This window comes from Ralstonia sp. 110700041-2 (genome assembly GCF_056280165.1).
In genome coordinates this window covers 118,426-142,785 of sequence record NZ_JBSFAI010000017.1, presented here as the reverse complement: position 1 = coordinate 142,785, position 24,360 = coordinate 118,426, and the positions used below count along the sequence as shown (strand labels likewise).

Sequence of the window (24,360 nt, the reverse complement as noted above, 5' to 3'; positions counted from 1 at the left end):
CTACGCGAGTTTTACGAACAGTATGGAAACCTGGGCGCCGACGATGTCGGTACCCGATGTGCCCGATGTTGTGCTGGACTGGCGGTTGCGCAATTCGATGCGCGCCCCGTGCTCGTCCATGATTTTCTTCACCATGGCCAAGCCCAATCCTGTGCCCTTGGCTTTGGTCGTGACGTACGGCTCGAAGGCGCGGTTGAGGATGCGGGAAGAGAACCCGCCGCCGTTGTCCGCGATCGCAAGCCGCACGGCCTGCCGCCGCGCGCCCGAGGCGTCGTCGTATTCTACCGTGTCAGTTTGCAACATGACATGCGGAGCAGGTCGCCCGGCCGCTTCGTTCTCTGCCACGGCGTCCTGCGCATTCTGCAGGAGGTTGTGGATGACCTGGCGCAGTTGCGTCGGGTCGCCCTTGATGAGCGGCAGATTGGCGCCCAGCTTGGCCTCGATGACGGGATGGTCGCGGCGGTCAGGGTGATCGATGCCGTACAGGTGCAGCACCTCGGCGGCAAGCGCGTTGAGGTCCAGGTCCTGCAGCATGGCCGGCGGTGTGCGGGCGTAGTCCCGGAAGTCATCGACCATGCGCTTCATCGCCGCCACCTGGTTGACGATGGTGGTGGCGCCGCGCCGCAGCACTTCGGCGTCGGTGTCCGACAACTTGGGCGAGAGCTTCATCTCCAGGCGCTCGGCAGAGAGCTGGATGGGCGTGAGCGGATTCTTGATCTCGTGCGCGAGGCGCCGCGCGACCTCCCCCCACGCCACCGAGCGCTGCGCCGAGATCACGTCGGAAATATCGTCGAACACCACCACGTAGCCGCGCTCGGTGCCGTGTGCGCCCACCGACGGGCCGGGCAGGCGCGTGCCGCGCACCAGCAGCGTGAGGGGTTCATCTTCGTCTTCAAGCGGAATTTCGACCTGCTTCTGCCAGTGGGCTGCTGCGCCGCCGGCGGCCGTGCTTGCGTCTTGTTCGGCAAAGGCCTGTTCGACCACCGGTGCGAAGGCGGCCACCGGCGTGATGCTGGTCAGCGCCTGGCCGACCCACGCGCCGAAGGGCTGTTTGAAGATGCGCTCGGCACCCGGGTTGGCAGTCAGCAGCACGAAGCGATGGTCGAACACGAAGACGCCGGCGGTCAGGTTGGTCAGCACGCTCTCAAGATAGGCCTTCGATTGCTCAAGTGCCGCTCGATTCTGCTCTACGGCGCGGCGCGCGTCGGCCAGCTGCCGCGTCATCTGGTTGAACTGTTGGGTGAGCACGCCGAGTTCGTCGCGCGTATGCAGCTCTCGCTTGGGCGAGAGGTCGCCCTCGGCCACTTCGCGCGTGCCCTGGAGCAGCATCAGCAGCGGCCGTGCCAGCTGTGCGCCGAGCAGCAGCGCGAGCATCACCGCGATGAACACCGCCAGGAACAGCGTGAGCGTGAGCGTGCCGATGTACATCTTGCGCAGGCCCGTGCGGCCGAGCGCTTTCTCCTGGTATTCCTGGTAGGCGCGCTGGACGGCATCGGCATTGCGGGCGAGCGCCTGCGGCACCGGTTGCACGAGCTGCAGGAAGCGTTCGTCGCGGCCGCTCTCGCCGATCAGCCCGAAGCCGCGCGAAGTGCTGCTGCCATCGTCCGGCCGGCGGTCTGCCAGCAAACCGGTGCCGGCCCATTTGCGTGCGGGCGTGCTCAGCCCGAGGCTCGGCTCTTCGCGGAACGACGTGCCCAGCGCCACCACCACATGCAGTTGGTATAGATCGCTGCGGCGGCCACTGTTGCGTGCCGATGGCGCCGCGGCGGCCGGCGCGGAGGCGCCATCGGTTTCGGTATCGCTGCCGCCTTCCACGCTGGCATAGCCGCCCGGCGCGCGGGCCTGTTCGAGCACTGCCTGGTCGGGCAGGTTCGGCACAAGTGTGTCGTAGCTGTTTGACGCGGTGGCGATCACGCGGCCGCTGGCCGTGAAGATGGTCGCCTCCTGCACGCCGAACTGCTCGCGCAATCGATTGAGCGTGATGGCCGTGGCCGAGGTGGACCCATCGCCCACCTGCTCCGCGATCAGGCGGCCCTTGTTCTGCAGATCGGCCAGCGCCGTGTCCATGGTCGAGCGGCCAAGGTTCAGGCCGGCCTCCAGCGCCGATTCGACCTTCACGTCAAACCACGACTCGATACTGCGCGACACGAACTGCAGCGACACCAGATAGATCAGCACCCCCGGCAGGACGCCCACCACGCCGAAGAACACCGCCAGCTTGGTCATCAGCCGCGTGCCGAACTTGCCGCGCCGCGCGCGCAGCGCCAGCGCCAGCATCAGCCCGCCGATGATCACCACCAGCAGCACCCCGATGACGAGGTTGACCTTGTAGAGCAGCGCGAAATACCGGTCGAAGAACTCGGTGTTGGCCGATGCGGCAGCCAGCAGCCCGACCAGCACGATCGCCAGGAAGACGATGGTGCCGGCCACCACCTGATAGAGCAGCCGCTTGTAGCTGCGATCGAAGATCATTTGGCGGGCGCCAGCAACGTGCCTGCGCTGGACGGGCCGGCGCTCATCCCCCAGCCCGGATTGGGCGACAGGCCCGACGAACCGGAAGCAGGCGGCGAGGATGCCGGTGGGCTGGCCGGTGGCGCAGCAGGCGTGGGCGCCGGGGCAGGCGGCTCGTTCGGCACCAGCAGGCTGAAGCGCCTCCACTCTGAACTGAGATTCCAGTCGCGCGTGTTGACTGCGTTGATCTGGAATGGCTTGGGCAGCTGCGTCACGTCCAGGCGCATGCGTACCTCGGCCTGCACGGTTTCGCCGGCCTTGACGGCGCGCTGCTCGAACACGCGCCAGCCGCGCACGTGCTGCATGAAGTCGACGGCGTCTTTCAGCCGCGAGAACGGCACCTGCAGGCCGCCGGTCGATACGCGGTATTGGCGTGTGAGCGGGTGATACGACAGCCGCACCACGCGCGTGGCGCTGATGGCGTGGTCGTCAAACCAATACCAGCGCGGGCGGATCAGTTCGAATTCGACCAGGAAGTAGAGCGCGATGCCCTTGTTGACCGCGTCTTCGAGGTTGCTGGGCAGGTCGAAATCGAAATCGGCGGACAGGTTCCAGCCGCCGTCGGCGTATTCGAGTTGGGCCCGGTTGATTTCGATGGACTGTGCGGATGCCGTGACCGGGCACCACAGGAACAGCATGCTCAATGCGACCAGCGCGACCAGCCGTTGCAGAATCTGCCGGAACCGGGTTTGCAGCAGCCGGATCGATGGGCGAAGGATGACAGTCACAACGGTCGGTGCATCAGGGCCGTTTCTGGAAAACCGCGTAAAAGAAGCCGTCGTGATCGAGCGGCATGGGCGACGCGCCGGAGGCGAACCCGCTGGCCTGCGCCGCGTCGGGCGAGACCGGCAGCAACTGGCCGGGCGCGTGCAATCGTATCGCATCTTCCAGATGGCGTTCAAACCATCGGGCCTGGTCCTCGCCTTCCGTCGGAAAAATCGAACAGGTGACATAAACCAGCTTGCCACCGGGCTTCAGGCATGCCCACAGGGCGCGCACGATGTCCCGCTGCAGCGCGACCAGCGCCTTGAGGTCGGCCGGGCGACGCAGCCAGCGGATGTCCGGATGGCGCCGCACGATGCCGGCGGCCGAGCACGGCACATCGGCCAGGATGCGGTCGAACGGTCGGCCGTCCCACCAGGTGTCGGGTTTCGCCGCGTCGCCAACGCAAATGGTGGCGGTCTGGTTCAGGCGGGTGAGATTTTCGCTGATGCGCACGGCGCGTGCGGCATCCGACTCTAGCGCCGTTGCGTCCAGGCGGTCGGCTAGCTCAAGCAGATGGCCCGTCTTGCCGCCGGGTGCGGCGCAGGCATCGAGCACGCGTTGGCCGGGTGCCACGTCGAGCAGCGTTGCCGCCAGTTGCGCCCCGGCGTCCTGCACCGAGACATCGCCATCGGCAAAACCGGGCACATCGGAAACGGGAATGGCACGCGCAAGGCGTACAGCCTGTTCGCCGATGCGCTCGGCGTCGATGCCTGCTTCGGCCAGGCGCGCGAGATACGCGTCGACGGCAATGCGGCGCGGGTTCACGCGCAGCACCATCGGCGGGCGGCGGTTGCCGGCGGCCAGGATGGTTTGCCAGGCGTCGGGATACGCGCTGCGTACGGCGTCGATCCACCACATCGGGTAGTTGGTGGCGGCCGACGGATCCGCCTGCATGTCTGCGACCAGCGCAGGTTGCTCGCGCAGGAACCGGCGCAGCACGCCATTGATCATGCCCTTGCCGTGCGAAAGCTTCGGGTCGGCCGAGGCGGCCGTCACGGTCTGATCGACCACCGTGAACGGTGCATACGGCTGTGGATCGTCCAGCAATTGCGCGAGCGCCACGCGCAGCAGATTGGCGGCGCCTTCGGCTGGCGGGCGCGGGATCAGCGTGCGGATCAGCCAATCGGTGCTGCCGAGCCAGCGCGTGGCGCGGTAGGCGAGATCCTGCACGGCACCCCGCGCCGGCGCGGGCTGGCCGTGGCACACGGCATCGATGGCCTGCGGCAATGCTGTGCCCTGCCGCAGCTTGCCCAGTGCGGCAGCAGCAAGCGACAAGGCGTGGGCGAGGGAATCGGACGGCAGGCGCATCAGACAGCAGGAAATCAGGCGGACAAAATGCAACGAGCCCGCGATGGGCGGGCTCGTGCGGACTGCGGAAGTATAAAGGAAGCGCCCGGCCGGGCTGCCGCTTTTACGCCGGATATTGACCCGTCTGCGCCATCTGCATCAGGCGCGCGATGCGCTCTTCCGTGGCCGGGTGCGTGCTGAACAGGTTGGCCAGGCCCCCGCCGTGCAGCGGGTTCATGATCATCATCTGCGCGGTAGCCGGGTGGGCTTCAGCGGCGGCAAACGGAATGCCGGCCGCATAGCGGTGGATCTTGTCCAGCGCTGAGGCCAGCGCCTGCGGGTCGCCGCTGATGGTCGCGCCCCCGCGATCGGCCTCGAACTCACGCGCGCGGGAAATCGCCATCTGGATCATCGCGGCCGCCAGCGGCGCGAGGATCGCCACCGCAATCCCGGCGATCGGGTTGGCGGGACGGCCTTCGCTGTCGCGCCCGCCGAAGAACACGGCAAAGTTCGCCAGCGCCGAAATCGCGCCGGCCATGGTGGCCGAGATGGTCGAGATCAGGATGTCGCGGTGCTGCACATGTGCCAGTTCATGGGCCATCACGCCGCGCAGTTCACGCTCCGACAGGATGTTGAGGATGCCAGTCGTGGCCGCCACGGCGGCGTGCTCGGGGTTGCGGCCGGTGGCGAAGGCGTTGGGCTGGGCTTCGTCGATCAGGTAGACGCGCGGCATCGGCAGGCCGGCGCGGCCGGCAAGCTCCTGCACCATGCGGTAGAACTGCGGCGCGCTGGTCTCGTTGACTTCCTGCGCGTTGTACATGCGCAGGACCATCTTGTCGGAGAACCAGTACGAGAAGAAATTCATGCCCAGCGCGAACAGCAGCGCCAGCATCATCCCGCTGCGTCCGCCGATCATGCCGCCGATGACGATGAACAGCGCGGTGATCGCTGCCATCAACATGAAGGTCTTGATCCAGTTGAACATGGGGGCGTGGCTCCTGTGGGTCTCGGGTCTTGTGAATGCGTTAGATCGCGATAATCGCTGAGAATTCAAGGGTTTGCGCGGCACTTGCGCGATATTTCGCCGCAGATGGCGCTTGACGCATCAACGGGTGGTGAACGCCAGCCGCGCGCCCAGGCCGATGAACGCCGTGCCGACCACGCGATCGAGCCAGCGCTTGATGCCGGGCTTGCCCGCCACCCGGCGCGTGACGCTGGCGGCTACCCACGCCACGAGGCTATTCCAGATCGTCGACATGACAATGAACACCGCGCCCAGTGCCAGGAACGCCAGCGCCTTGTGCGCGGCGTGCGGATCAACGAACTGCGGGAAGAACGACAGGAAGAACAGCACGACCTTCGGGTTCAGCACATTGGTGAGAAAACCCTGCATGAACAACGACTTGAGCGGACGCGGGCGTTTGGCGGCGGGCGTTTCCGCTTCTTCGGCCGGGGCGTCGTCGCGTTCGGGCGGCGCCAGCAGCATGCGGCCACCCAGGTAGATCAAGTACGCCGCGCCCACCACCTTGATGACCGTGAACGCCACGGTGGACGCGGCCAGCAGCGCCGTCAGCCCGAACGCGACCGCCAGCACGTGCACGCAGCAGCCCGCCGATACCCCCAGCGACGACAGCAGCCCCGCCGCGCGTCCTTGCGAGACGCTGCGCCCGACGATATAGGCCGTGTCGGGCCCCGGCGTTACATTCAGCAGAAATACGGCCAGCATGAAGAGCGGCAGATTGACGATGCCCAGCGCGGTCATGACGAAATCCTCTTCTATATAGAGGGGGCGGTTAGCCGCGCGATGCGAAGCGCTGGCCGGGCTGGATCGCCAGGCCTTGCAGGAATTCGCGTGCGGGCAGGCGCTTGCCGCCTGGCTTTTGCAGTTGCGTCACGCGTAGCGCGCCGGCGCCGCAGGCGATGGTGACGCCCTCGGCATTGGCGGCGAGTACCACGCCGGGTTCCGCCTCAGCCGGGCGATCGGCCAGCACCTCCGCCTGCCAGAACTTGATCGCCACGCCATCCAGCGCGGCCGAGGCGCCAGGAAACGGATTGAACGCATGCACCTGGCGCAGCAGCGCGGCGGCGTGGCGCGACCAGTCGAGCGCGGCTTCGTCCTTGGCGATCTTCTCCGCATACGTGATGCCTTCGGCCGGCTGCGGCGTGGCGTGGAGCTTGCCGTCTTGCGCCAGTTTGGCGAGCGCCTCCACCACCATGCGTCCGCCGAGCGCGGCCAGCGTGTCGTGCAGCGTGCCGGTCGTGTCGGTCAGGCCGATGGGCACGCGCTCCATGGCGATCATGTCGCCGGTATCCAGTCCCGCATCCATCTGCATGAGCGTGATGCCGGATTCGGCGTCGCCCGCTTCGATCGCACGGTGGATGGGCGCGGCGCCACGCCAGCGCGGCAGCAGCGATGCGTGGATGTTGATGCAGCCAAAGCGCGGCAGATCGAGCACTTCCTGCGGCAGGATCAGGCCGTAGGCCGCGACGACCATCACGTCGGGGCGCTGGGCGGTCAGTGCATCGATGGCTTCGGCGGCTTCCTGTGGATACTTGCCAGTGCGACGTAGCGACGGCGGCTGGAGGATGGGCGCGAATCCATGCGTGACTGCGTACTGCGTGACGGGGCTTGCCTGCAATTGCATGCCGCGGCCAGCCGGGCGATCCGGCTGACTCAGCACGGCAACCACGGGAAAGCCGGCCTGGTGGATCGCCGCCAGGGCAATCTGCGCAAATTCAGGCGTGCCGGCAAACGCTACGCGAAGGGTGGACGTCATGGATGGGAAACGGAAAACGAGGGGAAGCGCGCTACACGACAGCGTAGCGCATTGGGCCTAACGACGGCCGCGATACGGGGTGTCGGTCAGCGGCACAATGGGCTCGGGCGACGGCAGCGCCTCAGACACGCCATTGCCGCGCCGCTGGAACAGCGAGAAGGTTTCGTTCGTGTCGCCCGGACGGCTGCCGCGCCACACCATTTCCCAGTTGTTTCCGTGGGGGCGGCGTCGGGCGTGTTCCGGTCGTTTTTCGAGCACCAGTATCAGGTCGCAGGTGCGCGCGATCGGGTTGGGGCGGTGATCGTCGCCGGCGCCGCTGTGGCCCAGCAGCCATTTGACGGGGCGCACGCCGGTTTCGTAGTGCATCAGCGCGCGCTCGCTTTCGCCCATGCCGCGTGTGGCCACGCAGATCTGCGCGGATTCGAGCACCGGCTTGATCGCCTGGAACAGCGGTCGGTAGCTGCGGGCGTCATCCACCCACGGCATCAGCAGGGTGCCGAGCAGGCCCCACACCATACCCAGGCCTGCCGCCCATGCGACCACGCCCGAGCGCGCGGGCCGCAGCCACACGCAGACGGCCCACAGCGCCGTGATTGCCCCTGCCGCCAATACGGCAAACGGGTGGACCAGCATGTCATACGGCAATGGCAGCACGCGGCCCAGCACCTTGGCCAGCCAGCCCGGCAGCAGCTGCCCGCCGCTGGTAACGAGCGCGCCCCACACGGCCCAGACCACCAGCCCGAGCACACCAAACAACGTTACCGCCGCGCCCCATGCACGCGCACGCCATGCGGGCGCAATCAGCAGCAGCATCGGCGCGCCCAGCACGGCCAGCGCCGGCTGCAGCGGCATCAAGTAAACATCGCGCAGCACGGCCGAGCGCAGCACCACGGCAATCGTCACCAGCACGAACAGCGAAACGACAAGGTGCCCCTGATATGGCAGCAGCCACGCCGTGCGCGCGCCGCGTCCGCGTTGCCGCGCGAGCTTGTACAGCGACACGCCCAGCACGGCCACCGCCGGCCACACAGCGGGCGTGCCGGTCAGGAAGATCGATCGGATGGTGGTCGTCAGCGACCCTTTCTCGCCGCCCAGATGTGAGAAGCCGAAGAAGCGGCCCAGGTTGTTGACCCAGAACCATTCGATGAACAGGTCCGGCGATTCGTGCCAGAAGATGGCCGGCCAGATCGCCAGCCATGGCAGCGCCACCAGCAGCGATAGGCCATAAAAACGCCATGCCTGGCGGTTGCGGAAATCCGGCAGCAGCGCGATCGCCGCCAGCAGCGTGATCGCGAACAGTCCCGGCACAAGCACGCCCTTGCCCAGGAAGGCCACACCGATGCCCGTGCCGAACCAAAGCGCTGGGCGCAGCACATCGACGCCCTTTGCGCCACCGGCTTCGCTCTCTTTGACGAAGCGCACGACGCCATACAGGGCGATCGCCGCGCCGGCCAACTGCGGCACATCGGCAATGAACTTGTGGACGTGCTCGACCAGCCCGATGCAGCCGGCAAACAGAAGCAGCGCGCCCAGCGCATAGTCGCGCAGCGCAGCACCGCCGGCGTCGAGACCGGCTTCGCGGCGTGCGGACAGCGTCAGCCCCGGACGTCCGCGCGCCAGATCCGCACCGACGCGCAAGCGCCAGTCGCGCGCTTCGCTGCGCAGCAGGCGCGCCGTGCGCCAGACCGCCCAGCACGTCAGCGCCATCCAGAACAGCACCGCCACGCGCACGGCTTCGTGGGGCGGCATGTCGGGCAGCGCCAGCGCGGCCAGCGCGCCCGTCCAGTACATCAGCGGGGGTTTTTCGACGAACGGCTCGAAGGCGACATTGGGGATGACCCAGTCGCCACGCTCGATGATGTTGATGACGATGCCGAAGGAATACGGCTCGTCGGCCTTCCACGGCGCGCGCCAGAACGTGCCGGCAACAAAATACGCGCACAGCATCAGCACGACGACGGCGCGCCAACGCCTCACCAGCAGCGCCGACAGGCGACGCGGGCTTACGTTGGTGCCTGCTTTGGCGGGAGCGATCGGCATCAGCGGGATGGAGCGAGGGCGCGCGTCGGCGTCGGCAGGCATCGGAACGCGTTCAACGGTGGGGCGCCGCGTCGCGTTGGTGCTTCTTGAGCTTGGACCGGATGCGCGTCTGCTTGAGCGGCGAGAGGTATTCGACGAAGACCTTGCCCATCAGGTGATCCATCTCATGCTGGATGCACACGGCCAACAGGTCGTCTGCCTCAAGCTCGAAGGTGTCGCCCTTCTCGTTTAGTGCGCGCACGCGCACTCGCGCCGGGCGGTCGACCTTGTCATAGATATCGGGCACCGACAGGCAGCCTTCGTCCCAGACCTTGTGCTCGTCACTTGCCCAGAGGATCTCCGGGTTGATGAACACGCGCAGCTCGTCGCGCGACTCCGACACGTCGATGGTGATCACGCGCTCGTGCACGTCGACCTGCGTGGCAGCCAGGCCAACGCCCGGCGCCTCGTACATGGTCTCGGCCATGTCGGCCACCAGTTTGCGGATGCGGTCATCCACAACGGCAACCGGTTTGGCGACTTTGTGCAGCCTCGGGTCAGGGTATTGCAGGATATTCAGTAGGGCCATGATGCTTGGCAACAACGGTTGCAGAAGGCCACGCTAACGAGGGGTTGCCTTCAATTGCGATCGCTTGGAATGTCATGCAGAATCGGGGGCGCTATCCGCCACATGGCTTAGGAAAAAGCCTGACGAATGTTGGATGCCATACCCCTCTTGCTGCAGCGCAGAACTGCGTACAGCCGCGGCGGTGAGGCGTCGAACAGGCACGCGGACCACTCGCCGATTCTTCATAGAATAATGCGCCATCGTAACACACCGATGCTCTCTCAGCCCGCCATGCAAGCCGCCACGAAAGCGCGCCAGCCTTACGTTTGCGCCCTGTCGGCGGTTGCCGCGGTAGCGCTTTTCTGCATGGGTGCCGCCCACGCCGCCGAGCGCACTGTGACGCCGGCGCAACAGGCGCAGGCCGCGACTGCCGCCCAAGCTGGCATCCCCGAATCCGAACTGGCCGCCACCGCGCCCGCACAGTACACCGTGCGCCGTGGCGACACGCTGTGGGCAATCTCGGGCAAGTACCTCAAGCGGCCATATCGCTGGCCCGAGCTGTGGGGCATGAACCGCGAGCAGATCCGCAACCCGCATCTGATCTATCCGGGCCAGATCCTGTATCTGCATCACGCGAATGGCCGCGCATGGCTGTCGAGTTCGCCGGCATCGGCGGATGGCAGCACGGTGCGCCTGTCGCCGCATACCCGCGTGTCGGGGCAGGACGGTGACGCCATCTCAAGCATTCCCGCCGCCGCCATCGAGCCGTTCCTGACCCAGCCGATCGTGGTGGATGAAGACACGCTGGCCACGCCGGCGCGCATCTTCTCGCTGCCCGAAGGCCGCGTTTATCTGGGCAAGGGCGAAAACGCCTACGCCCGCGGCCTGCCGCAGGGCGAAGGCGGCCAGGCCGGTAGCGAATGGCAGGCGTATCGCCCAGTCCGTCCGCTCAAGGATCCGGTGACGGGCAACGTGCTCGGCTACGAAGCCGACTTCCTCGGTACGCTGCGCGTGGTGCGCGCGGCGACCGGCCCGCAGGCGGTGACCAAGATGGAAGTGCTGTCGTCCAAGGAAGAAATGGGCGTCGGCTCGCAACTGATGCCACTGCCCCCGCGCGTGCCGGTGCGCTATGTGCCGCATGCGCCGGAAGGCGACATGCACGGCGCGGTCGCCAAGGTGACCGGCGGCGTACGCTTTGGCGGTACCGACCAGGTGGTTGTGCTGAACATCGGCAGCCAGCAGGGGCTCGAGCCGGGTCACGTGCTGTCGCTGGCACGCGCCGGCGCCGTCGTGAAGGACGCGACGGGCGGCAATGAAGCCGTGCAGCTGCCCGCAGAGCGCTACGGCCTGGCCTTCGTGTTCCGCGTGTTCCCGCACGTGGCCTATGCGCTGGTGACGGACGCATCGAACGCCGTGGAAGTGGGCGATAGCGTCAGCAACCCGATGTCGCAGCAACCCTGAACTACGCGCTACCGCAGTCCTCGATTTGACCGATGCCTCTCAGGCCGCGGCGTCCGCCGCGGCCGATTCCACTGCCGCCCTCTCCTGCACGCGCGATCCGACTGAACTGGCCGGGTGGCTTCGTCTGACTGAAACCCCCGGCGTTGGGCCCGTTGCCGCGCGGCAATTGCTGGCGGCTTTCGGGTTGCCGCAAGACATCTTCGCCCAGCCATATGCCGCGCTCGCCAAGGTGCTCCCGGAGCGGCAAGCGCGCGCGGTGCTCGCCGAGCCCGACGACACGCTCGCGGCGCTGATCGAGTGCACCGTCGCCTGGGTGAACGAGCCGGGCAACGCCATTTTCACGCTGGCTGATCGCGGCTACCCGCCCCGCCTGCTCGAACTGCCGGACCCGCCGACCCTCCTGTACACCAAGGGCGACGCCTCCCTGCTGCGCGCCGCCGCGGTGGGTGTGGTGGGCGCGCGCAGCGCCACGGCGGCCGGTATCGACAACGCCCGGGCGTTTTCCCAGGCGCTGTCGGCGGCGAGCGTGACCGTCGTGTCGGGCCTGGCGCTCGGCATCGATGCGGCGGCGCATGAGGGCGCGCTGGCCGGCCCGGGAAGCACCATCGCAGTCGTGGGTACGGGGCTGGATATTGTTTACCCGGCCCGCAATCGGGCGCTGGCGCATCGCATTGCCGAGGCTGGCGTCATCATCTCCGAATACCCGCTTGGCATGGGCGCACGCGCCGAGAACTTCCCGCGCCGCAATCGCCTGATCTCGGGTTTGGCGCGTGGGCTGCTGGTGGTAGAGGCGGCGGCGCAGTCCGGCTCGCTGATCACCGCGCGGCTGGCGGCCGAGCAGGGGCGCGATGTGTTCGCGATTCCGGGGTCGATCCATTCGCCACTGGCCAAGGGCTGCCACCTGCTGATCAAGCAGGGCGCCAAGCTAGTGGAAACCGCCGCCGATATCCTCGACGAACTCGGCTGGGGCCGGGCGGCTGCGCCTGCTAAACGTGCGACGCGTGCGGCCACGGCACAAGCGCCTGCTGGCGCACCTGTCACTGTTGCAGGCCCGGCGCCAAGTGCTTCTGAGGCCGCATTGCTCGATGCGCTCGGCTTTGATCCCGTCGATCTCGATACCTTGTGTGAGCGCACCGGTCAGGGCGCTGCTGCGCTGTCCGCACAGCTTCTGGCGCTGGAGCTCGATGGCCGCGTCGAGCGTCGGCCCGGCGGGCGCTTCCTGCGGCTTCCGTGAAAGCGTGCCTACAATAGGTGCGCCTCTTCGTCACCCCGCTGGTCGCTCAGCGCCTTTTTTCATGCCACTGCTCTTGCCTGACACCGACGCCGCCACGCTGCACGCGCGCATTCGCTCGGGCCAACTGCTGGTGGCGTGCCTGTGCGCTGAGTGGTGCGGCACGTGCCGCAGCTATCGCAAAACCTTCACTGAACTCGCGGCGCGGCACCCGGAGTGCTGCTTCGTCTGGGTCGATGTGGAAGACCATGCCGACGCGCTAGGCGATTTCGATGTTGAGAACTTTCCGACCCTGCAGGTGCAGCGTGGGAACGATGTGTTGTTTTTCGGCCCCGTCTTGCCTCACGCGGGTGTCGTTGAGGGATTACTTTCGCGTGATCTGCACGTTGCGCCCGCGGTGCCAGCGGCCCCGGACTTGCGAGGCTGGCTGTTGGAATCGGCGTGATCGCCGGCCTTGACAACCTCAAGCGAAGCATGCGCCACTCTATTGCGCCTGAAAAGGAACCGCGCTTATGATTGGCGGCCAAATTTGGGGCCGACGGGTTATTGAAGGCCGCCTAACGGGCACGCTGACAAGCGCCCGCGGCACTTGAAGTCGGCAGGCGTTGCCATAAGACTCTAAAAAACACGCGAACGGTCGTTATAGAAAAGCGACTTCTTCTTTACCCGATCACTTGCGATCGCCAGGATCCGCTCACATGTCCAAGGCTCTCATCATTGCCGAAAAACCGTCGGTCGCCGCTGATATCGCGCGCGCGCTGGGTGGCTTCACCAAGCACGACGAGTACTTTGAGAGCGACGAATACGTCCTCTCGTCGGCGGTTGGCCACCTGGTCGAGATTGCTGCCCCCGACGAATATGAAGTCAAGCGCGGGAAATGGAGCTTCGCCCATCTGCCGGTGATCCCGCCGCACTTTGATCTGCGCCCGATCGCCAAGTCGGAGTCGCGCCTGAAGGTGCTGACGCGCCTGATCAAGCGCAAGGACGTCACGGGCCTGATCAACGCCTGTGACGCGGGGCGCGAAGGTGAATTGATCTTCCGCCTGATCGCGCAACACGCGAACACCAAGCTGCCGGTGAAGCGCCTGTGGCTGCAGTCGATGACGCCGCAATCCATCCGTGATGGCTTTGGCAAGCTGCGCAGCAACGAGGACATGATGCCGTTGGCGGATGCCGCGCGCTGCCGCTCCGAGGCCGACTGGCTGGTCGGCATCAACGGCACGCGCGCCATGACCGCGTTCAACAGCAAGGGTGGCGGCTTCTTCCTGACCACTGTGGGCCGCGTGCAAACGCCCACGCTGTCGATCGTGGTGGAGCGTGAAGAGAAGATCAAGCGCTTCGTCCCGCGCGATTACTGGGAAGTACGCGCCGAATTCATCGCCGCGGCCGGCCTGTACGAAGGCCGCTGGTTCGACCCGAAGTTCAAGAAGGACGAGTTCGATCCCGAACGCCGGGATTCGCGCCTGTGGAGCGAGGCCGAGGCCAAGAGCATCGTTGCCGCGTGTCGCGACAAGCCGGGTTCGGTGACGGAAGAATCGAAGCCATCGACGCAGATGTCGCCGGCACTGTTCGACCTGACCAGCCTGCAGCGCGAGGCCAACGGCCGCTTCGGCTTCTCGGCCAAGAACACGCTGGGCCTGGCGCAGGCGCTGTATGAAAAGCACAAGGTGCTGACCTATCCGCGTACCGATTCGCGCGCGCTGCCCGAAGACTACATGGGCACGGTCAAGCAGACCCTCGACATGTTGGGCGAAAGCTCGCCCAACTACCTGACGCACGCGAAGAAGATTCTCGCCAACCAGTGGGTCAAGCCGAACAAGCGGATCTTCGACAACAGCAAGATCAGCGATCACTTCGCCATCATCCCGACGCTGCAGGCACCGAAGAACCTGTCGGAGCCGGAGCAGAAGCTGTACGACCTGGTGGTGCGCCGCTTCCTGGCGGTGTTCTTCCCGGCGGCCGAATACCAGGTCACCACCCGCGTGACCGAGGTGGCCGGGCATCACTTCAAGACCGAAGGCAAGGTGCTGGTGAACCCGGGCTGGCTGGTCGTCTATGGCCGCGAGGCACAAGGCGAAGATGCCAACCTCGTGCCGGTCGCCAAGGACGAGAAAGTCAAGACTGACAAGGTCGAGCCGGTCGGCCTGACCACCAAGCCGCCCGCACGCTACAACGAAGCGACGCTGCTGTCTGCCATGGAAGGTGCCGGCAAGCTCGTCGACGACGATGCGTTGCGCGAAGCCATGGCCGGCAAAGGCCTGGGCACGCCAGCCACGCGCGCGGCCATCATCGAAGGGCTGCTGACGGAAAAGTACCTCGTGCGTGAAGGCCGCGAGCTGATTCCGACGGCCAAGGCGTTCCAGCTGATGACGCTGCTGCGCGGCCTGGGCGTGGAAGAACTGACGCAAGCCGAGTTGACTGGCGGCTGGGAGCACAAGCTTTCCCTCATCGAGCGTGGTCAGCTGGAGCGTGACGAATTCATGCGCGAGATCGCGCAGATGACGCAGCAGATCGTCAAGCGCGCCAAGGAATACGACAGCGACACCATCCCCGGCGACTACGCGACGCTTTCCACGCCGTGTCCGCAATGCGGCCACGTGGTCAAGGAGAACTACCGCCGCTTCGCCTGCAGCCACTGCGACTTCTCGATCAGCAAGATCCCGGGTGGCCGCCAGTTCGAGCTGGACGAGGTGGAAGAGCTGCTGACCAACAAGACCATCGGCCCGCTGCAGGGCTTCCGCAGCAAGATGGGCCGGCCGTTTGCGGCCATCCTCAAGCTGGCGCAGGAAGATGGTCACTGGAAGATGGAGTTCGACTTCGGCCAGAACGACGAAGACGATGGCGAGCCGGTCGATTTCTCGGGCCAGGAAAGCGTCGGCCACTGCCCGAAGTGCAACGGCAACGTCTACGAGCACGGTCTGAAGTACGTGTGCGAGAACGCCGTGGCGCAGCCCAAGACCTGCGACTTCACCACCGGCAAGATCATCCTGCAGCAGGAGATCAGCCGGGAGCAGTTAGCCAAGCTGCTGACCGAGGGCAAGACCGACCTGCTGACGGGCTTCAAGTCGGCGCGCACGGGGCGCAACTTCAAGGCGTTCCTGGTCAAGCAGCCGGACGGCAAGATCGGCTTCGAATTCGAGCCGCGCGGCGAAGGCAAGGGCAAGCCCGGCGCCAAGACCGCGGCGAAGAAGACGACGGCCGCGGCAAAAACGCCCGCTGCCAAGAAGGCGCCGGCCAAGACCGCGGGCAAGACGGCCGCCAAGAAGGCTCCGGCGCGCAAGAAAGCCACGGAAGCCGAGACCGACGAGGAAAGCACCAGCGAAACTTGATTGCGGTTTCGCAGGCGCCCACGCAAACGGGAGGACACTGTCCTCCCGTTTTGTTTTGGCAATACGCTCTGCGCTTATGCGGCTTCACTCAGGCCGCGGCCCGCGCGCGCCTCACTGTGCTTGACCTCCATCGCTTGGGCCAGCATGTAGTCGATGAACGTGCGGACCTTCGTTGGCAGGAACTTGCGGCTCGGGTACACCAGCGACAGCGACCGCTGCGGCAGCTTGTACTGCGGCAGCAAGCGCACCAGCCGTCCGGACTCCAGATCCGGCCGGGCCATGTACGACGACAGAATCGCGATGCCCATGTCGGCGAGCACGGCACGGTGCATCAGTTCGGCATTGCTGGTGACGAGTGAGGGCTGCACCGGCACCGAAATCGACTGGCCGTCGGCGGTGCTCATCTCCCATTCGTGACGCAGTTGCGGGTGCCACATCGCAATGACGCGGTGCTCGGCAATATCTTCGGCGCGCTGCGGCGTGGAATGCTGGCGGAGGTAGGCCGGCGTGGCGGCCATGACCATCTCGGCGGAAATCATGCGGCGCGCCACCAGGTGCGAGCCGAGGCCGAGCTCCGAGACCATGATGCCGACGTCGCGGCCATCCTCGACGATGTCGATGGGGCGATCGGACAGCGCCACGTCAAACGTGACCTCGGGATAAAGCTGCTGGAAGCGCGCGAGCAGCATCGGTAGCACGTGTAGCCCGAACATGACGGGGGCGACGATGCGCAGACCGCCGACCAGCGCCTGGCTGCGCGAGGTGGCGAGCGATTCCGCCTCGTCAATGTCGAGCAGGATCTGCGCACAGCGCTGCAGGTAGGTTTCGCCCACGTCGGTCAGCGACAGGCTGCGCGTGGTGCGGTTGAGCAGGCGCGTGCCGAGATGCGCCTCAAGGTCGGCCACGTAACGCGTGACCACGGCATTGCTCATCGACAGATGCTGGGCCGCCCGGGCGAAGCTGCCAAGCTCCACCACCTTGGAAAACACCCGCATCGACTGCAAACGATCCATTCCAGCCTCTCACATAATTTGTTGTCAAAAATAGAACAAATCTGTCATGACGGCAAATATTTAATATTGTCACAAGCAATTCACTGCCTAGGAGCGATCCTTGAATGTGAGCACACGCTCATGTGAGAATGCCGACGCAATTTGCGTTTGCGATGTTTCATTGCCGGGGCTGCGTATCCGACTTCTCACCGATTGACGCAACAGCTGATTTGCGCCGAGACTCTATACCGAACGGTAGATTTTTGTGGGATTCGTCTTGCGCGAGGTTAGGTTCGGCCCAAATCGTGGGTGGAACAGGGTCTTGCGCAAATCGGTGCGGCGGTAGCCAGACGGCTTCGCCATACTCAAATGATGGATGCCGCGAACCCTGACCCGCATGAGCGCCCCGCAACGAGGGCAGCCATCACGGCCGATGTATCGCCCCGCGATGCCGGCGGCCGAGGAGACACCACATGACCATCCAGAACCGCGAACCGGTCAATTATCTGGCAGGCGAGATGCCGCTGCACCGGTATTGCGCCCACCATGCGCAGCAAACGCCCGAGCGCATCGCCCTGTTGTGGTACGGCCGCACGATCTGCTGGCGCGAGCTGGATCAGGCCTCGACGCGGCTGGCGGTGCAGTTGCAGCGGCTGGGCGTGACGCGTGGCGATCGCGTTGCACTGTTTCTGCACAACTGCCCGCAAGCCATCATTGCCCATCTGGCCACGGCCAAGCTGGGTGGCATCGTCGTGCCGTGCGGGCCGCTGTCGCGTCAACACGAGCTGCGCGACCAACTGACCGATTCTGGCGCCAAGATTCTGGTGGCCGCGGCAGACCTGATGCCGATCGTCGAGGCCGCCCGGCCCGGCACGTCGGTCATGACCGTCATCACGACGCGCTATGCCGATCTGCAGCCCGCGCAGCCGGCCTGCCGCAAGGCGCTGGCCGTGCCGCCCGAACTGATTGCCGCCGATGCCTCGTCGGCGCCGCCGCTCAAGAACAAGCCGGGCGCCGCGCAGCTTGACCTGATGCAGCTGATGGCTGAGCCCGTGGATGTGGCTGAGCGCAACGCCGTGGCGGCTATCCAGGTGAGCCTGGATGACGTCGCGCTGATGGTCTACACCTCCGGCACCACCGGCCGCCCGAAGGGCGCCATGCTCACGCATCGCAACGCACTGTACAAGACCGCCGTCACGGTGCAGGTCAGCGGCATCCACGCCTCGGACGTGATGCTGGCGGTGGCGCCGCTGTCTCATATCGCCGGCATGCTGATGGGCATGAACGTGATGCTGTATTCCGGCGCGACGACCATCCTGCTCTATCGGTTCGATCCCCTGGCGGTGCTGCAGGCCATTGACCGCTACCGCGTGACACGCTGGTACAGCATGACGCCAATGAACCTCGCGGTCATGGCGCATCCGGACGCGGCGCAGTACCGCATGGAATCCTTGGTGGCCAACCCGTGCACCAGCTTCGGCGTCACGCTGACAGAAGCGATTGCCGAGCAGTGGCGTGCCTTTGCCGGCCCGCAGTGCCGCATCTACGAAGCCGCCTATGGCCTGTCGGAAACCCACACCTGCGACGCCATCACGCCCGCCGATGCCCCGCGCTGGGGTTGGCACGGCAAGATCGTCCCGCAGACTGAGGTGCGCATCGTCGACCCGCATACCGGCGCTGAACTGCCACCCGGCCAGGCTGGCGAAATCACCATCCGCAGCCCCGGCGTGTTCCGTGGCTACTGGCAGCGAGACGAGGCCACGCGCGCCGTCCTGCACAACGGCTTTCTGCGCACCGGCGACATCGGCCAGGTCTCGCCCGACGGCTACCTTCAATGGCAGGGCCGCATCAAGGAAATGATCAAGGTGTCGGGCTACAGCGTGTTTCCGGAAGAGGTCGAGGCGCTGCTGTCGCGCCATCCGGGCATCCGCCAAGTGGCCGTGACGCCCATCCCCGATCCCGAAAAAGGCGAGGTCGTCTGCGCGCACGTGGTGCCGATGACCGGTGTAACGCTCTCGGAAGCCGAACTGATTGCCTGGTCGCGCGACAACATGGCGCCGTATAAGGTGCCGCGGCGCGTGAAGTTCCATGAGGCGCTGCCGGCTACCGCGACGGGCAAGGTGCTGCGAAGGTTGTTGCGCGAAGACGCCATCGCCGCGTGAAAGCAAAACGGCCGCCAGAATTGGGCGGCCGTTTTGTCAGGTCTGCACGAAGCGTTTCTGTCGGGCGATGCTCATCAGGATGCCGATGCCCATGCCCAGCGTGACAAGCGCCGTCCCCCCATAACTGATGAGCGGCAGCGGCACCCCCACGACAGGCAGGATGCCGCTCACCATGCCCATGTTGACGAAGGCGTAGGTGAAGAAGATCAGCGTGATGGACCCGGCGAGCAGGCGCCCGAACAGCGTGCCCGCATTGGCGGCAATAAACAGCCCACGCAGAACCAGCAGCAGATACAGGAACAGCAGCACGCCGTTGCCGACCAGCCCGAATTCCTCCGAGTACACCGCGAAGATGAAGTCGGTGTGCTTCTCGGGGATGAACTCAAGGTGGGTTTGCGTGCCCTTCAGCCACCCCTTGCCCGTCACGCCGCCCGAGCCGATGGCAATGATCGACTGGATGGTGTGGAAGCCCTTACCGAGCGGGTCGGTGGTCGGGTCGAGCAGCGTACAGACGCGGTGTTGCTGGTAATCGTGCAGGATCGGCCAGTTCACGCCCGGTGCGCAGATGCGCGATTCGAACGACACCACCAGCGTGATCGCCGTGACAGCAATGACCAGCACCGGCACGATCAGCCGCCAAGACAGCCCGGCGAAGTAGATCACGTAGATGCCTGCCGCCAGCACCAGCAGCGCGGTGCCCAGGTCGGGCTGTTTGGCAATCAACCCCACGGGAATCAGCAGCAGCAGGGCGGCCGCCAGATAGTCGTACCAGTGGATCACGCCCTCGCGCTTCTGGAAGTACCACGCCAGCATGAGCGGCATGGCGATCTTCATGATCTCGGAAGGCTGTACCACCACGCCGATATTGAGCCACCGCCGCGCGCCCTTGCGGATCAGCCCGAACGCCGCCACGCCAATCAACAACGCCACGCCGACGGTGTAGAGCGGCACCGCAAAGCGCATCAGCGTCTGCTGCGGCAGGTTGGCGATGATCCACATCAGCACGAACGACAGCAGGATGTTGCGGACCTGGTCTTCCACCCGGCCCGGCATGTCGATGGCGGCCGAGTACAGCGCGACCAATCCCGTGCCGAGCAGCAGGAAGACGATCAGCGCCAGCGGGCCATCGAAGCCGGTGAAAAGCGATTTGATGACGTTGAATATGCGGCGCTTGTCCAGTTTGTCCATGGCGAGATCCTCAAGCGCAAATATCAGGGCGCGGCCGGCTTGGAGGCCGGTTTCTGCGCGGGCTTCGGTGCCGGCTTGTTGCCCGGCTTGGTGTCCTTCGCACCCTTTGGCGTGGTCGCTGGAGCCGAAGCCGGTGCGGCAGCGTTGCCCCGTCCGCGCGGTGGCAGTTCGGGCGCCGGTTGTGCATGCGACAGCGCTTGCAGCACCTGGGCGTCCAGGGTGGCCGGGGCGACGGCTTCGGCGCTGGTGCCAGCCTCGCGCAGGGCCGGGGCTACCAGGTCCGGCGACAGCGGCGGCACACCGCGTGTGGTGCCCCCTGCCACCGACGACGCGGCCGGCGCCGAAGCGGCGGCCACTGCACTGGCGGCGGAGGCTGCCACGCCCGAAGCAGCAGCGACCCCGGATGCCGGCTCTGCGGTCACCTGCGGCGCAGCCGTCGCGCTGGCGATGGTGGCCGTCTTGCCGGTCGAGAACACACTGGGCGTATCCACCGGCGGTTGCTGCTGGGGCTTCGGTGCGGTGGCGGCCAGTTCCGCAGGCCACTTGCCGGTCAGGTAATAGTCCATGACCGCGCGTGCGATGGGTGCGGCCGATGCGGCACCAAAGCCGGCGTTTTCCACGATCAGCGCCAGCGCGATCTTCGGATGGTCCGCCGGTGCGAAAGCCTCGAACAGCGCATGGTCGCGCTTGTTTTCGGGAATGGCGTGGTGGTTGTACTTCTCGTTCTTGCCCAGCGAGTACACCTGCGCCGTACCGGTCTTGCCCGCCGACACGTACTGCGCGCCGATGAACGCCTTGGCCGCCGTGCCGGCCTGGTTCACGCCCACCATGGCGCGCTTGATCACGTCGATGTTCGCCTGCTTGAGCGGAATCCGGTAGCTCTCGGTCGGCACCGTCAGCGCGCGCGACTTGGACAGCGAATCTTCGACCGCCTTTACCAGGTGGGGCTTCATCACCACGCCGTTGTTGGCCAGCGTCGAAATCGCATGCGCGAGCTGCAGGATGGTGAAGTTGTTGTAGCCCTGGCCGATGCCCAGCGAGATGGTTTCGCCGTCGTACCACTTCTGCTGCTCGGGGCGCTTGTAGGCTTTGCGCTTCCAGTCGGTGGACGGCAGGATGCCGGTGCGCTCGCCCTCGATGTCGATGCCCGTCACCTGCCCGAAGCCGAACGGCTTCATGAAATCGTGGATGGCATTGACGCCCATGTCGTTGGCGAGCCGGTAATAATACGTGTCGCACGACGCCACGATGGAGCGGTACATGTCGACCCAGCCGTGCCCGCCCGGCACGTCGTCGCGGAAGGTGTGGTTGCCGAGCGTGAACGAGCCCGGATCAGCCATGCCCCACTGCGGCGTGCGCTTGCCCAGCTCCAGCGCGCCCAGCGCCATGAACGGCTTGTACGTCGAGCCCGGCGGATACGTGCCGCGCAGTGGCCGGTTCAGCAGCGGCTTGTCCGGCGAGTTGTTCAGTTCGCCCCAAGTCGTGCTGTCGATACCCTCAATGAACAGGTTCGGATCGAACGTCGGCTTGGAGACAAAGGCCAGGATGTCGCCCGTCTCTGGCTCGATCGCCACCAGCGCCCCGCGCCGGTTGCCGAAGAGCTGCTCGGCCAGCCGCTGCAGGTTGATGTCGAGCGACAGGATCAGGTTGTTGCCCGGCGTTGCCTGTGAGGTCGACAGCGTCCGGATCGGCCGGCCGCCCGCGCTCACCTCCACCTCTTCGTAGCCGGTCAGGCCGTGCAGCTCGGTCTCGTAGCTCTGCTCGATGCCGACCTTGCCGATGTACTCCGTGCCGCTGTAGTTGTTGGAATCCTTGCGCGGGTCATACGTCACGCCAGGCTGGCTGTTGGCATCGCTCATGTTGTCGATGCGGTCCAGGTCGCGCTCGGAGATGCGCCCGATGTAGCCGATCACGTGCGACGCCGATTCGCCAAGCGGGTATTGGCGGAACAGCCGCGCATGCACGTCCACGCCCGGAAAGCGGAAACGCTGCGCCGAGAAGCGCGCGACTTCCTGGTCCGTCAGCTGACTGCGGATCGGCAGACTTTCGAAGCTGCGCGCGTCTTCCATCAGGCGCTTGAAGCGGCGGCGGTCGCGCGGCTGGATATCGACGACCTGGGCAAGCTGGTCGATCGTGTTGTCGAGCGTGTCCTGCAGCTTGGACGGCGTGATCTCCAGCGTGTAGGCCGAATAGTTGCGCGCCAGCACCACGCCGTTGCGGTCCATGATGATGCCGCGGTTGGGCTCGATGGGCGCGACCGAGATGCGGTTGTCTTCCGCCTTGGCCGAGTACTGCTCGTGCTTGACCTGCTGCAGCCAGAAGAAACGCGCCAGCAGCAGCCCGAAGCAGATGAGCACGAACAGGGCGGCCGCCGCCAGCCGCAGGCGGAAGCGCGACAGCTCCTGTTCGACGTTGCGGATTTCGGTCATGCCAGGTGAGGGCGAATAGCGGGGCGCATCAGGTCGGCCGCCTTAGATGGGCCGGGTTTCGTCGACGCTCTCCGGGCGACGCTGCGGCGCCAGCAAGAAGGCGTTGGCGAACGGCCACAGGGCGGCTTCGATCAGCGGCGGCAGGATGACCTGCCAGTCCGGCAGGTGCGCGCCCATCAGCAGACGGATGACGATCGGTACGGCGTGCGCCAGCACCAGCAGCGGCAGCACATGCAGCGCCTGCGACAGCACCGTGAACCACAGCACGCGCCGGTGAATCGTGATCGCGAAGTACGACAGCATCGTGTACGCCATCGCATGTTCGCCAAGCAGGCGCGCTTCGTGCACGTCCATCAACAGGCCCAGCAGGAAAGCCACCACCATGCCCACGCGGCGCGGCTGATGGATGTTCCAGAACACCAGCACCAGTGCCACCAGATCGGGAATCCACTGCATGTGGCCCCACGGCATCAGGTTGAACAGGAACGCCAGCACGAAGCTGAAAGCGATGAAGCCAGGGTTGACCGGGCGCAGCAGATATTGGGGCGAGTTCATGATCGATGGCCTCGCTTCAGCGTTTTTGCGCTGAATCGGTGTCCAGCGGATTGCCGTCGGCGTCGGTCGGGCGCGGTGGCGGGGCGTTTTCGTCGGCTGCGGGCGCGGGTGCCGGCACATTGGCTTCGGCGGCGGCGCGTGCGGCGCGGTCCTTTTCTTCGCGGGCATCGCGGGCAGCGTTCTTGCCTTTGGCTGCGGGCGGCGGCGACAGATCCGTCGGCGGCGGGAAGCCCGATTCGTACTTCACGATCAGCAGGTGCCGGTTGCTGCGGATGCCGGCCACCGGCTCGCAGATCACGCGCGAGAACGCGGTATCAGCCTTGCGCTCGATTTGCGAAATGCGCGCCACCGGCAGGCCCGCCGGATAGACCCCGTCCAGCCCCGACGTCACGAGCAGGTCGCCCTGCTGCAGATCCGCCGAGGCGGCCATGAAGCGCAGGTCCAGCGCGCCCGGTCGGGCACCGCCAAAGGCGACGCTGCGCAGGCCGTTGCGCACCACCTCCACGGGGATCGCCTGGTCCTTGTCGGTTAGCAGCGTGACTTGCGATTCGAACAGCGACGCGCGCGTCACCTGGCCGACCACGCCGCGGTCATCGATGACCGGGTAGCCGGCGCGCACGCCGTCCTTCGAGCCGCGATCGATCACGATGCGCTGCGTATAAGGGTCACGTGCTTCGTAGAGGACTTCCGCCGCCACCGTGGGCACCGCCGCGTGCTGCTTCAGATTGAGCAGCGTGCGCAGATTGCGGTTCTCGGCTTCGAGCTGCGAGGCGCGCAGCGATTGCTGCGCCTGGGCAACCGCCGATTCGCGCAGGTTGCGGTTATCGACGGCCAGCCTGGTGGACGATTGGGTGTAATCGAGCGCGGCGCGTGCCGTATCGCGTGGAATCAGCACCAGGCGCTCGACGGGGTACAGGATGACCGACACGACTTGCCGGACTACACCCAGCACGGACATGCGGGCATCGATCACCAGCAAGGCAAGTGCAAGCGCGAGCAAAGCGACCAGCCGCGCGGTGGCGGACGGACCCTGCTTGAAGAGGGGCGGCGGGGAGTAATCCATGACCCGGACGCTTCAAATGGGCA

Annotated in this window: 18 protein-coding genes; 5 read left to right on the top strand and 13 right to left on the bottom strand. The window is 66.0% G+C overall.

Annotated elements, in window-relative coordinates:
- The 8 genes from ACUXH0_RS22695 to def form a co-directional block, all read right to left on the bottom strand.
- Positions 1-2,472, bottom strand: coding sequence for a sensor histidine kinase (locus ACUXH0_RS22695; protein ID WP_012436831.1), 2,472 nt, complete (start codon positions 2,470-2,472; stop codon positions 1-3).
- Complete coding sequence (locus ACUXH0_RS22690) at positions 2,469-3,239, bottom strand: DUF4390 domain-containing protein (protein WP_012436832.1); 771 nt, start codon at positions 3,237-3,239, stop codon at positions 2,469-2,471. Before ACUXH0_RS22690 ends, ACUXH0_RS22695 begins: the two co-directional genes overlap by 4 nt.
- 13 nt (positions 3,240-3,252) lie before the next feature.
- Positions 3,253-4,584, bottom strand: coding sequence for a 16S rRNA (cytosine(967)-C(5))-methyltransferase RsmB (gene rsmB, locus ACUXH0_RS22685; RefSeq protein WP_012436833.1), 1,332 nt, complete (start codon positions 4,582-4,584; stop codon positions 3,253-3,255).
- A 103-nt stretch (positions 4,585-4,687) separates the two neighbouring features.
- The gene (htpX, locus tag ACUXH0_RS22680) at positions 4,688-5,548 is read right to left on the bottom strand and encodes a zinc metalloprotease HtpX (protein ID WP_012436834.1); all 861 of its coding nucleotides are present in this window, start codon (positions 5,546-5,548) and stop codon (positions 4,688-4,690) included.
- Positions 5,549-5,668: 120 nt separating this feature from the next.
- Positions 5,669-6,325, bottom strand: coding sequence for a LysE family translocator (locus tag ACUXH0_RS22675; RefSeq protein WP_012436835.1), 657 nt, complete (start codon positions 6,323-6,325; stop codon positions 5,669-5,671).
- Positions 6,326-6,356: 31 nt separating this feature from the next.
- A complete protein-coding gene (gene fmt / locus ACUXH0_RS22670) occupies positions 6,357-7,340 on the bottom strand; it encodes a methionyl-tRNA formyltransferase (RefSeq protein WP_012436836.1) in 984 nt (327 codons plus the stop codon).
- A 57-nt stretch (positions 7,341-7,397) separates the two neighbouring features.
- Positions 7,398-9,422, bottom strand: a complete 2,025-nt coding sequence (locus ACUXH0_RS22665; RefSeq protein ID WP_012436837.1) for an ArnT family glycosyltransferase — start codon at positions 9,420-9,422, stop codon at positions 7,398-7,400.
- 10 nt (positions 9,423-9,432) lie between these two features.
- The gene (gene def, locus ACUXH0_RS22660; RefSeq protein WP_004628316.1) at positions 9,433-9,948 is read right to left on the bottom strand and encodes a peptide deformylase; all 516 of its coding nucleotides are present in this window, start codon (positions 9,946-9,948) and stop codon (positions 9,433-9,435) included.
- 252 nt (positions 9,949-10,200) lie between these two features.
- Here def and ACUXH0_RS22655 point away from each other — a divergent pair, with 252 nt between their 5' ends.
- The 4 genes from ACUXH0_RS22655 to ACUXH0_RS22640 all read left to right on the top strand — a co-directional run bounded on the left by ACUXH0_RS22655 (position 10,201) and on the right by ACUXH0_RS22640 (position 15,948).
- Positions 10,201-11,388: a LysM peptidoglycan-binding domain-containing protein gene (locus tag ACUXH0_RS22655; protein ID WP_012436838.1), complete on the top strand. Its 1,188-nt coding sequence runs from the start codon at positions 10,201-10,203 to the stop codon at positions 11,386-11,388.
- A gap of 25 nt (positions 11,389-11,413) precedes the next feature.
- On the top strand, positions 11,414-12,622 hold the full coding sequence (gene dprA / locus ACUXH0_RS22650; RefSeq protein WP_012436839.1) for a DNA-processing protein DprA: 1,209 nt from the start codon (positions 11,414-11,416) through the stop codon (positions 12,620-12,622).
- Between the two features lie 61 nt (positions 12,623-12,683).
- A complete protein-coding gene (locus ACUXH0_RS22645; RefSeq protein ID WP_012436840.1) occupies positions 12,684-13,064 on the top strand; it encodes a thioredoxin family protein in 381 nt (126 codons plus the stop codon).
- A gap of 253 nt (positions 13,065-13,317) precedes the next feature.
- On the top strand, positions 13,318-15,948 hold the full coding sequence (locus tag ACUXH0_RS22640; protein ID WP_012436841.1) for a DNA topoisomerase III: 2,631 nt from the start codon (positions 13,318-13,320) through the stop codon (positions 15,946-15,948).
- 74 nt (positions 15,949-16,022) lie between these two features.
- On the opposite strand, the gene ACUXH0_RS22635 is transcribed toward ACUXH0_RS22640, so the two are convergent.
- On the bottom strand, positions 16,023-16,961 hold the full coding sequence (locus ACUXH0_RS22635; RefSeq protein ID WP_004628304.1) for a LysR family transcriptional regulator: 939 nt from the start codon (positions 16,959-16,961) through the stop codon (positions 16,023-16,025).
- Positions 16,962-17,413: 452 nt separating this feature from the next.
- Here ACUXH0_RS22635 and ACUXH0_RS22630 point away from each other — a divergent pair, with 452 nt between their 5' ends.
- Positions 17,414-19,102, top strand: a complete 1,689-nt coding sequence (locus ACUXH0_RS22630) for an AMP-binding protein (RefSeq protein ID WP_009239398.1) — start codon at positions 17,414-17,416, stop codon at positions 19,100-19,102.
- A gap of 36 nt (positions 19,103-19,138) precedes the next feature.
- On the opposite strand, the gene rodA is transcribed toward ACUXH0_RS22630, so the two are convergent.
- The 4 genes from rodA to mreC are packed head-to-tail and all read right to left on the bottom strand — an operon-like array spanning position 19,139 to position 24,337.
- Positions 19,139-20,290, bottom strand: a complete 1,152-nt coding sequence (gene rodA, locus ACUXH0_RS22625; RefSeq protein ID WP_004628301.1) for a rod shape-determining protein RodA — start codon at positions 20,288-20,290, stop codon at positions 19,139-19,141.
- 23 nt (positions 20,291-20,313) lie between these two features.
- A complete protein-coding gene (gene mrdA, locus ACUXH0_RS22620) occupies positions 20,314-22,719 on the bottom strand; it encodes a penicillin-binding protein 2 (RefSeq protein ID WP_004628300.1) in 2,406 nt (801 codons plus the stop codon).
- A gap of 42 nt (positions 22,720-22,761) precedes the next feature.
- A complete protein-coding gene (mreD, locus tag ACUXH0_RS22615; protein ID WP_004628297.1) occupies positions 22,762-23,274 on the bottom strand; it encodes a rod shape-determining protein MreD in 513 nt (170 codons plus the stop codon).
- Between the two features lie 16 nt (positions 23,275-23,290).
- Positions 23,291-24,337: a rod shape-determining protein MreC gene (gene mreC / locus ACUXH0_RS22610; RefSeq protein WP_182594633.1), complete on the bottom strand. Its 1,047-nt coding sequence runs from the start codon at positions 24,335-24,337 to the stop codon at positions 23,291-23,293.
- Positions 24,338-24,360 lie beyond the last annotated feature (23 nt).

What these genes read in the sequence shown, in the direction of transcription:
- def (WP_004628316.1), bottom strand. Translation starts at nt 9,948, where the DNA reads ATGGCCCTACTGAATATCCTGCAATACCCTGACCCGAGGCTGCACAAA.
- ACUXH0_RS22675 (WP_012436835.1), bottom strand. Translation starts at nt 6,325, where the DNA reads ATGACCGCGCTGGGCATCGTCAATCTGCCGCTCTTCATGCTGGCCGTA.
- ACUXH0_RS22630 (WP_009239398.1), top strand. Translation starts at nt 17,414, where the DNA reads ATGACCATCCAGAACCGCGAACCGGTCAATTATCTGGCAGGCGAGATG.
- fmt (WP_012436836.1), bottom strand. Translation starts at nt 7,340, where the DNA reads ATGACGTCCACCCTTCGCGTAGCGTTTGCCGGCACGCCTGAATTTGCG.
- mreC (WP_182594633.1), bottom strand. Translation starts at nt 24,337, where the DNA reads ATGGATTACTCCCCGCCGCCCCTCTTCAAGCAGGGTCCGTCCGCCACC.
- htpX (WP_012436834.1), bottom strand. Translation starts at nt 5,548, where the DNA reads ATGTTCAACTGGATCAAGACCTTCATGTTGATGGCAGCGATCACCGCG.
- rsmB (WP_012436833.1), bottom strand. Translation starts at nt 4,584, where the DNA reads ATGCGCCTGCCGTCCGATTCCCTCGCCCACGCCTTGTCGCTTGCTGCT.
- mrdA (WP_004628300.1), bottom strand. Translation starts at nt 22,719, where the DNA reads ATGACCGAAATCCGCAACGTCGAACAGGAGCTGTCGCGCTTCCGCCTG.
- rodA (WP_004628301.1), bottom strand. Translation starts at nt 20,290, where the DNA reads ATGGACAAACTGGACAAGCGCCGCATATTCAACGTCATCAAATCGCTT.
- ACUXH0_RS22665 (WP_012436837.1), bottom strand. Translation starts at nt 9,422, where the DNA reads ATGCCTGCCGACGCCGACGCGCGCCCTCGCTCCATCCCGCTGATGCCG.
- ACUXH0_RS22695 (WP_012436831.1), bottom strand. Translation starts at nt 2,472, where the DNA reads ATGATCTTCGATCGCAGCTACAAGCGGCTGCTCTATCAGGTGGTGGCC.
- ACUXH0_RS22640 (WP_012436841.1), top strand. Translation starts at nt 13,318, where the DNA reads ATGTCCAAGGCTCTCATCATTGCCGAAAAACCGTCGGTCGCCGCTGAT.
- ACUXH0_RS22635 (WP_004628304.1), bottom strand. Translation starts at nt 16,961, where the DNA reads ATGGATCGTTTGCAGTCGATGCGGGTGTTTTCCAAGGTGGTGGAGCTT.
- ACUXH0_RS22655 (WP_012436838.1), top strand. Translation starts at nt 10,201, where the DNA reads ATGCTCTCTCAGCCCGCCATGCAAGCCGCCACGAAAGCGCGCCAGCCT.
- mreD (WP_004628297.1), bottom strand. Translation starts at nt 23,274, where the DNA reads ATGAACTCGCCCCAATATCTGCTGCGCCCGGTCAACCCTGGCTTCATC.
- ACUXH0_RS22645 (WP_012436840.1), top strand. Translation starts at nt 12,684, where the DNA reads ATGCCACTGCTCTTGCCTGACACCGACGCCGCCACGCTGCACGCGCGC.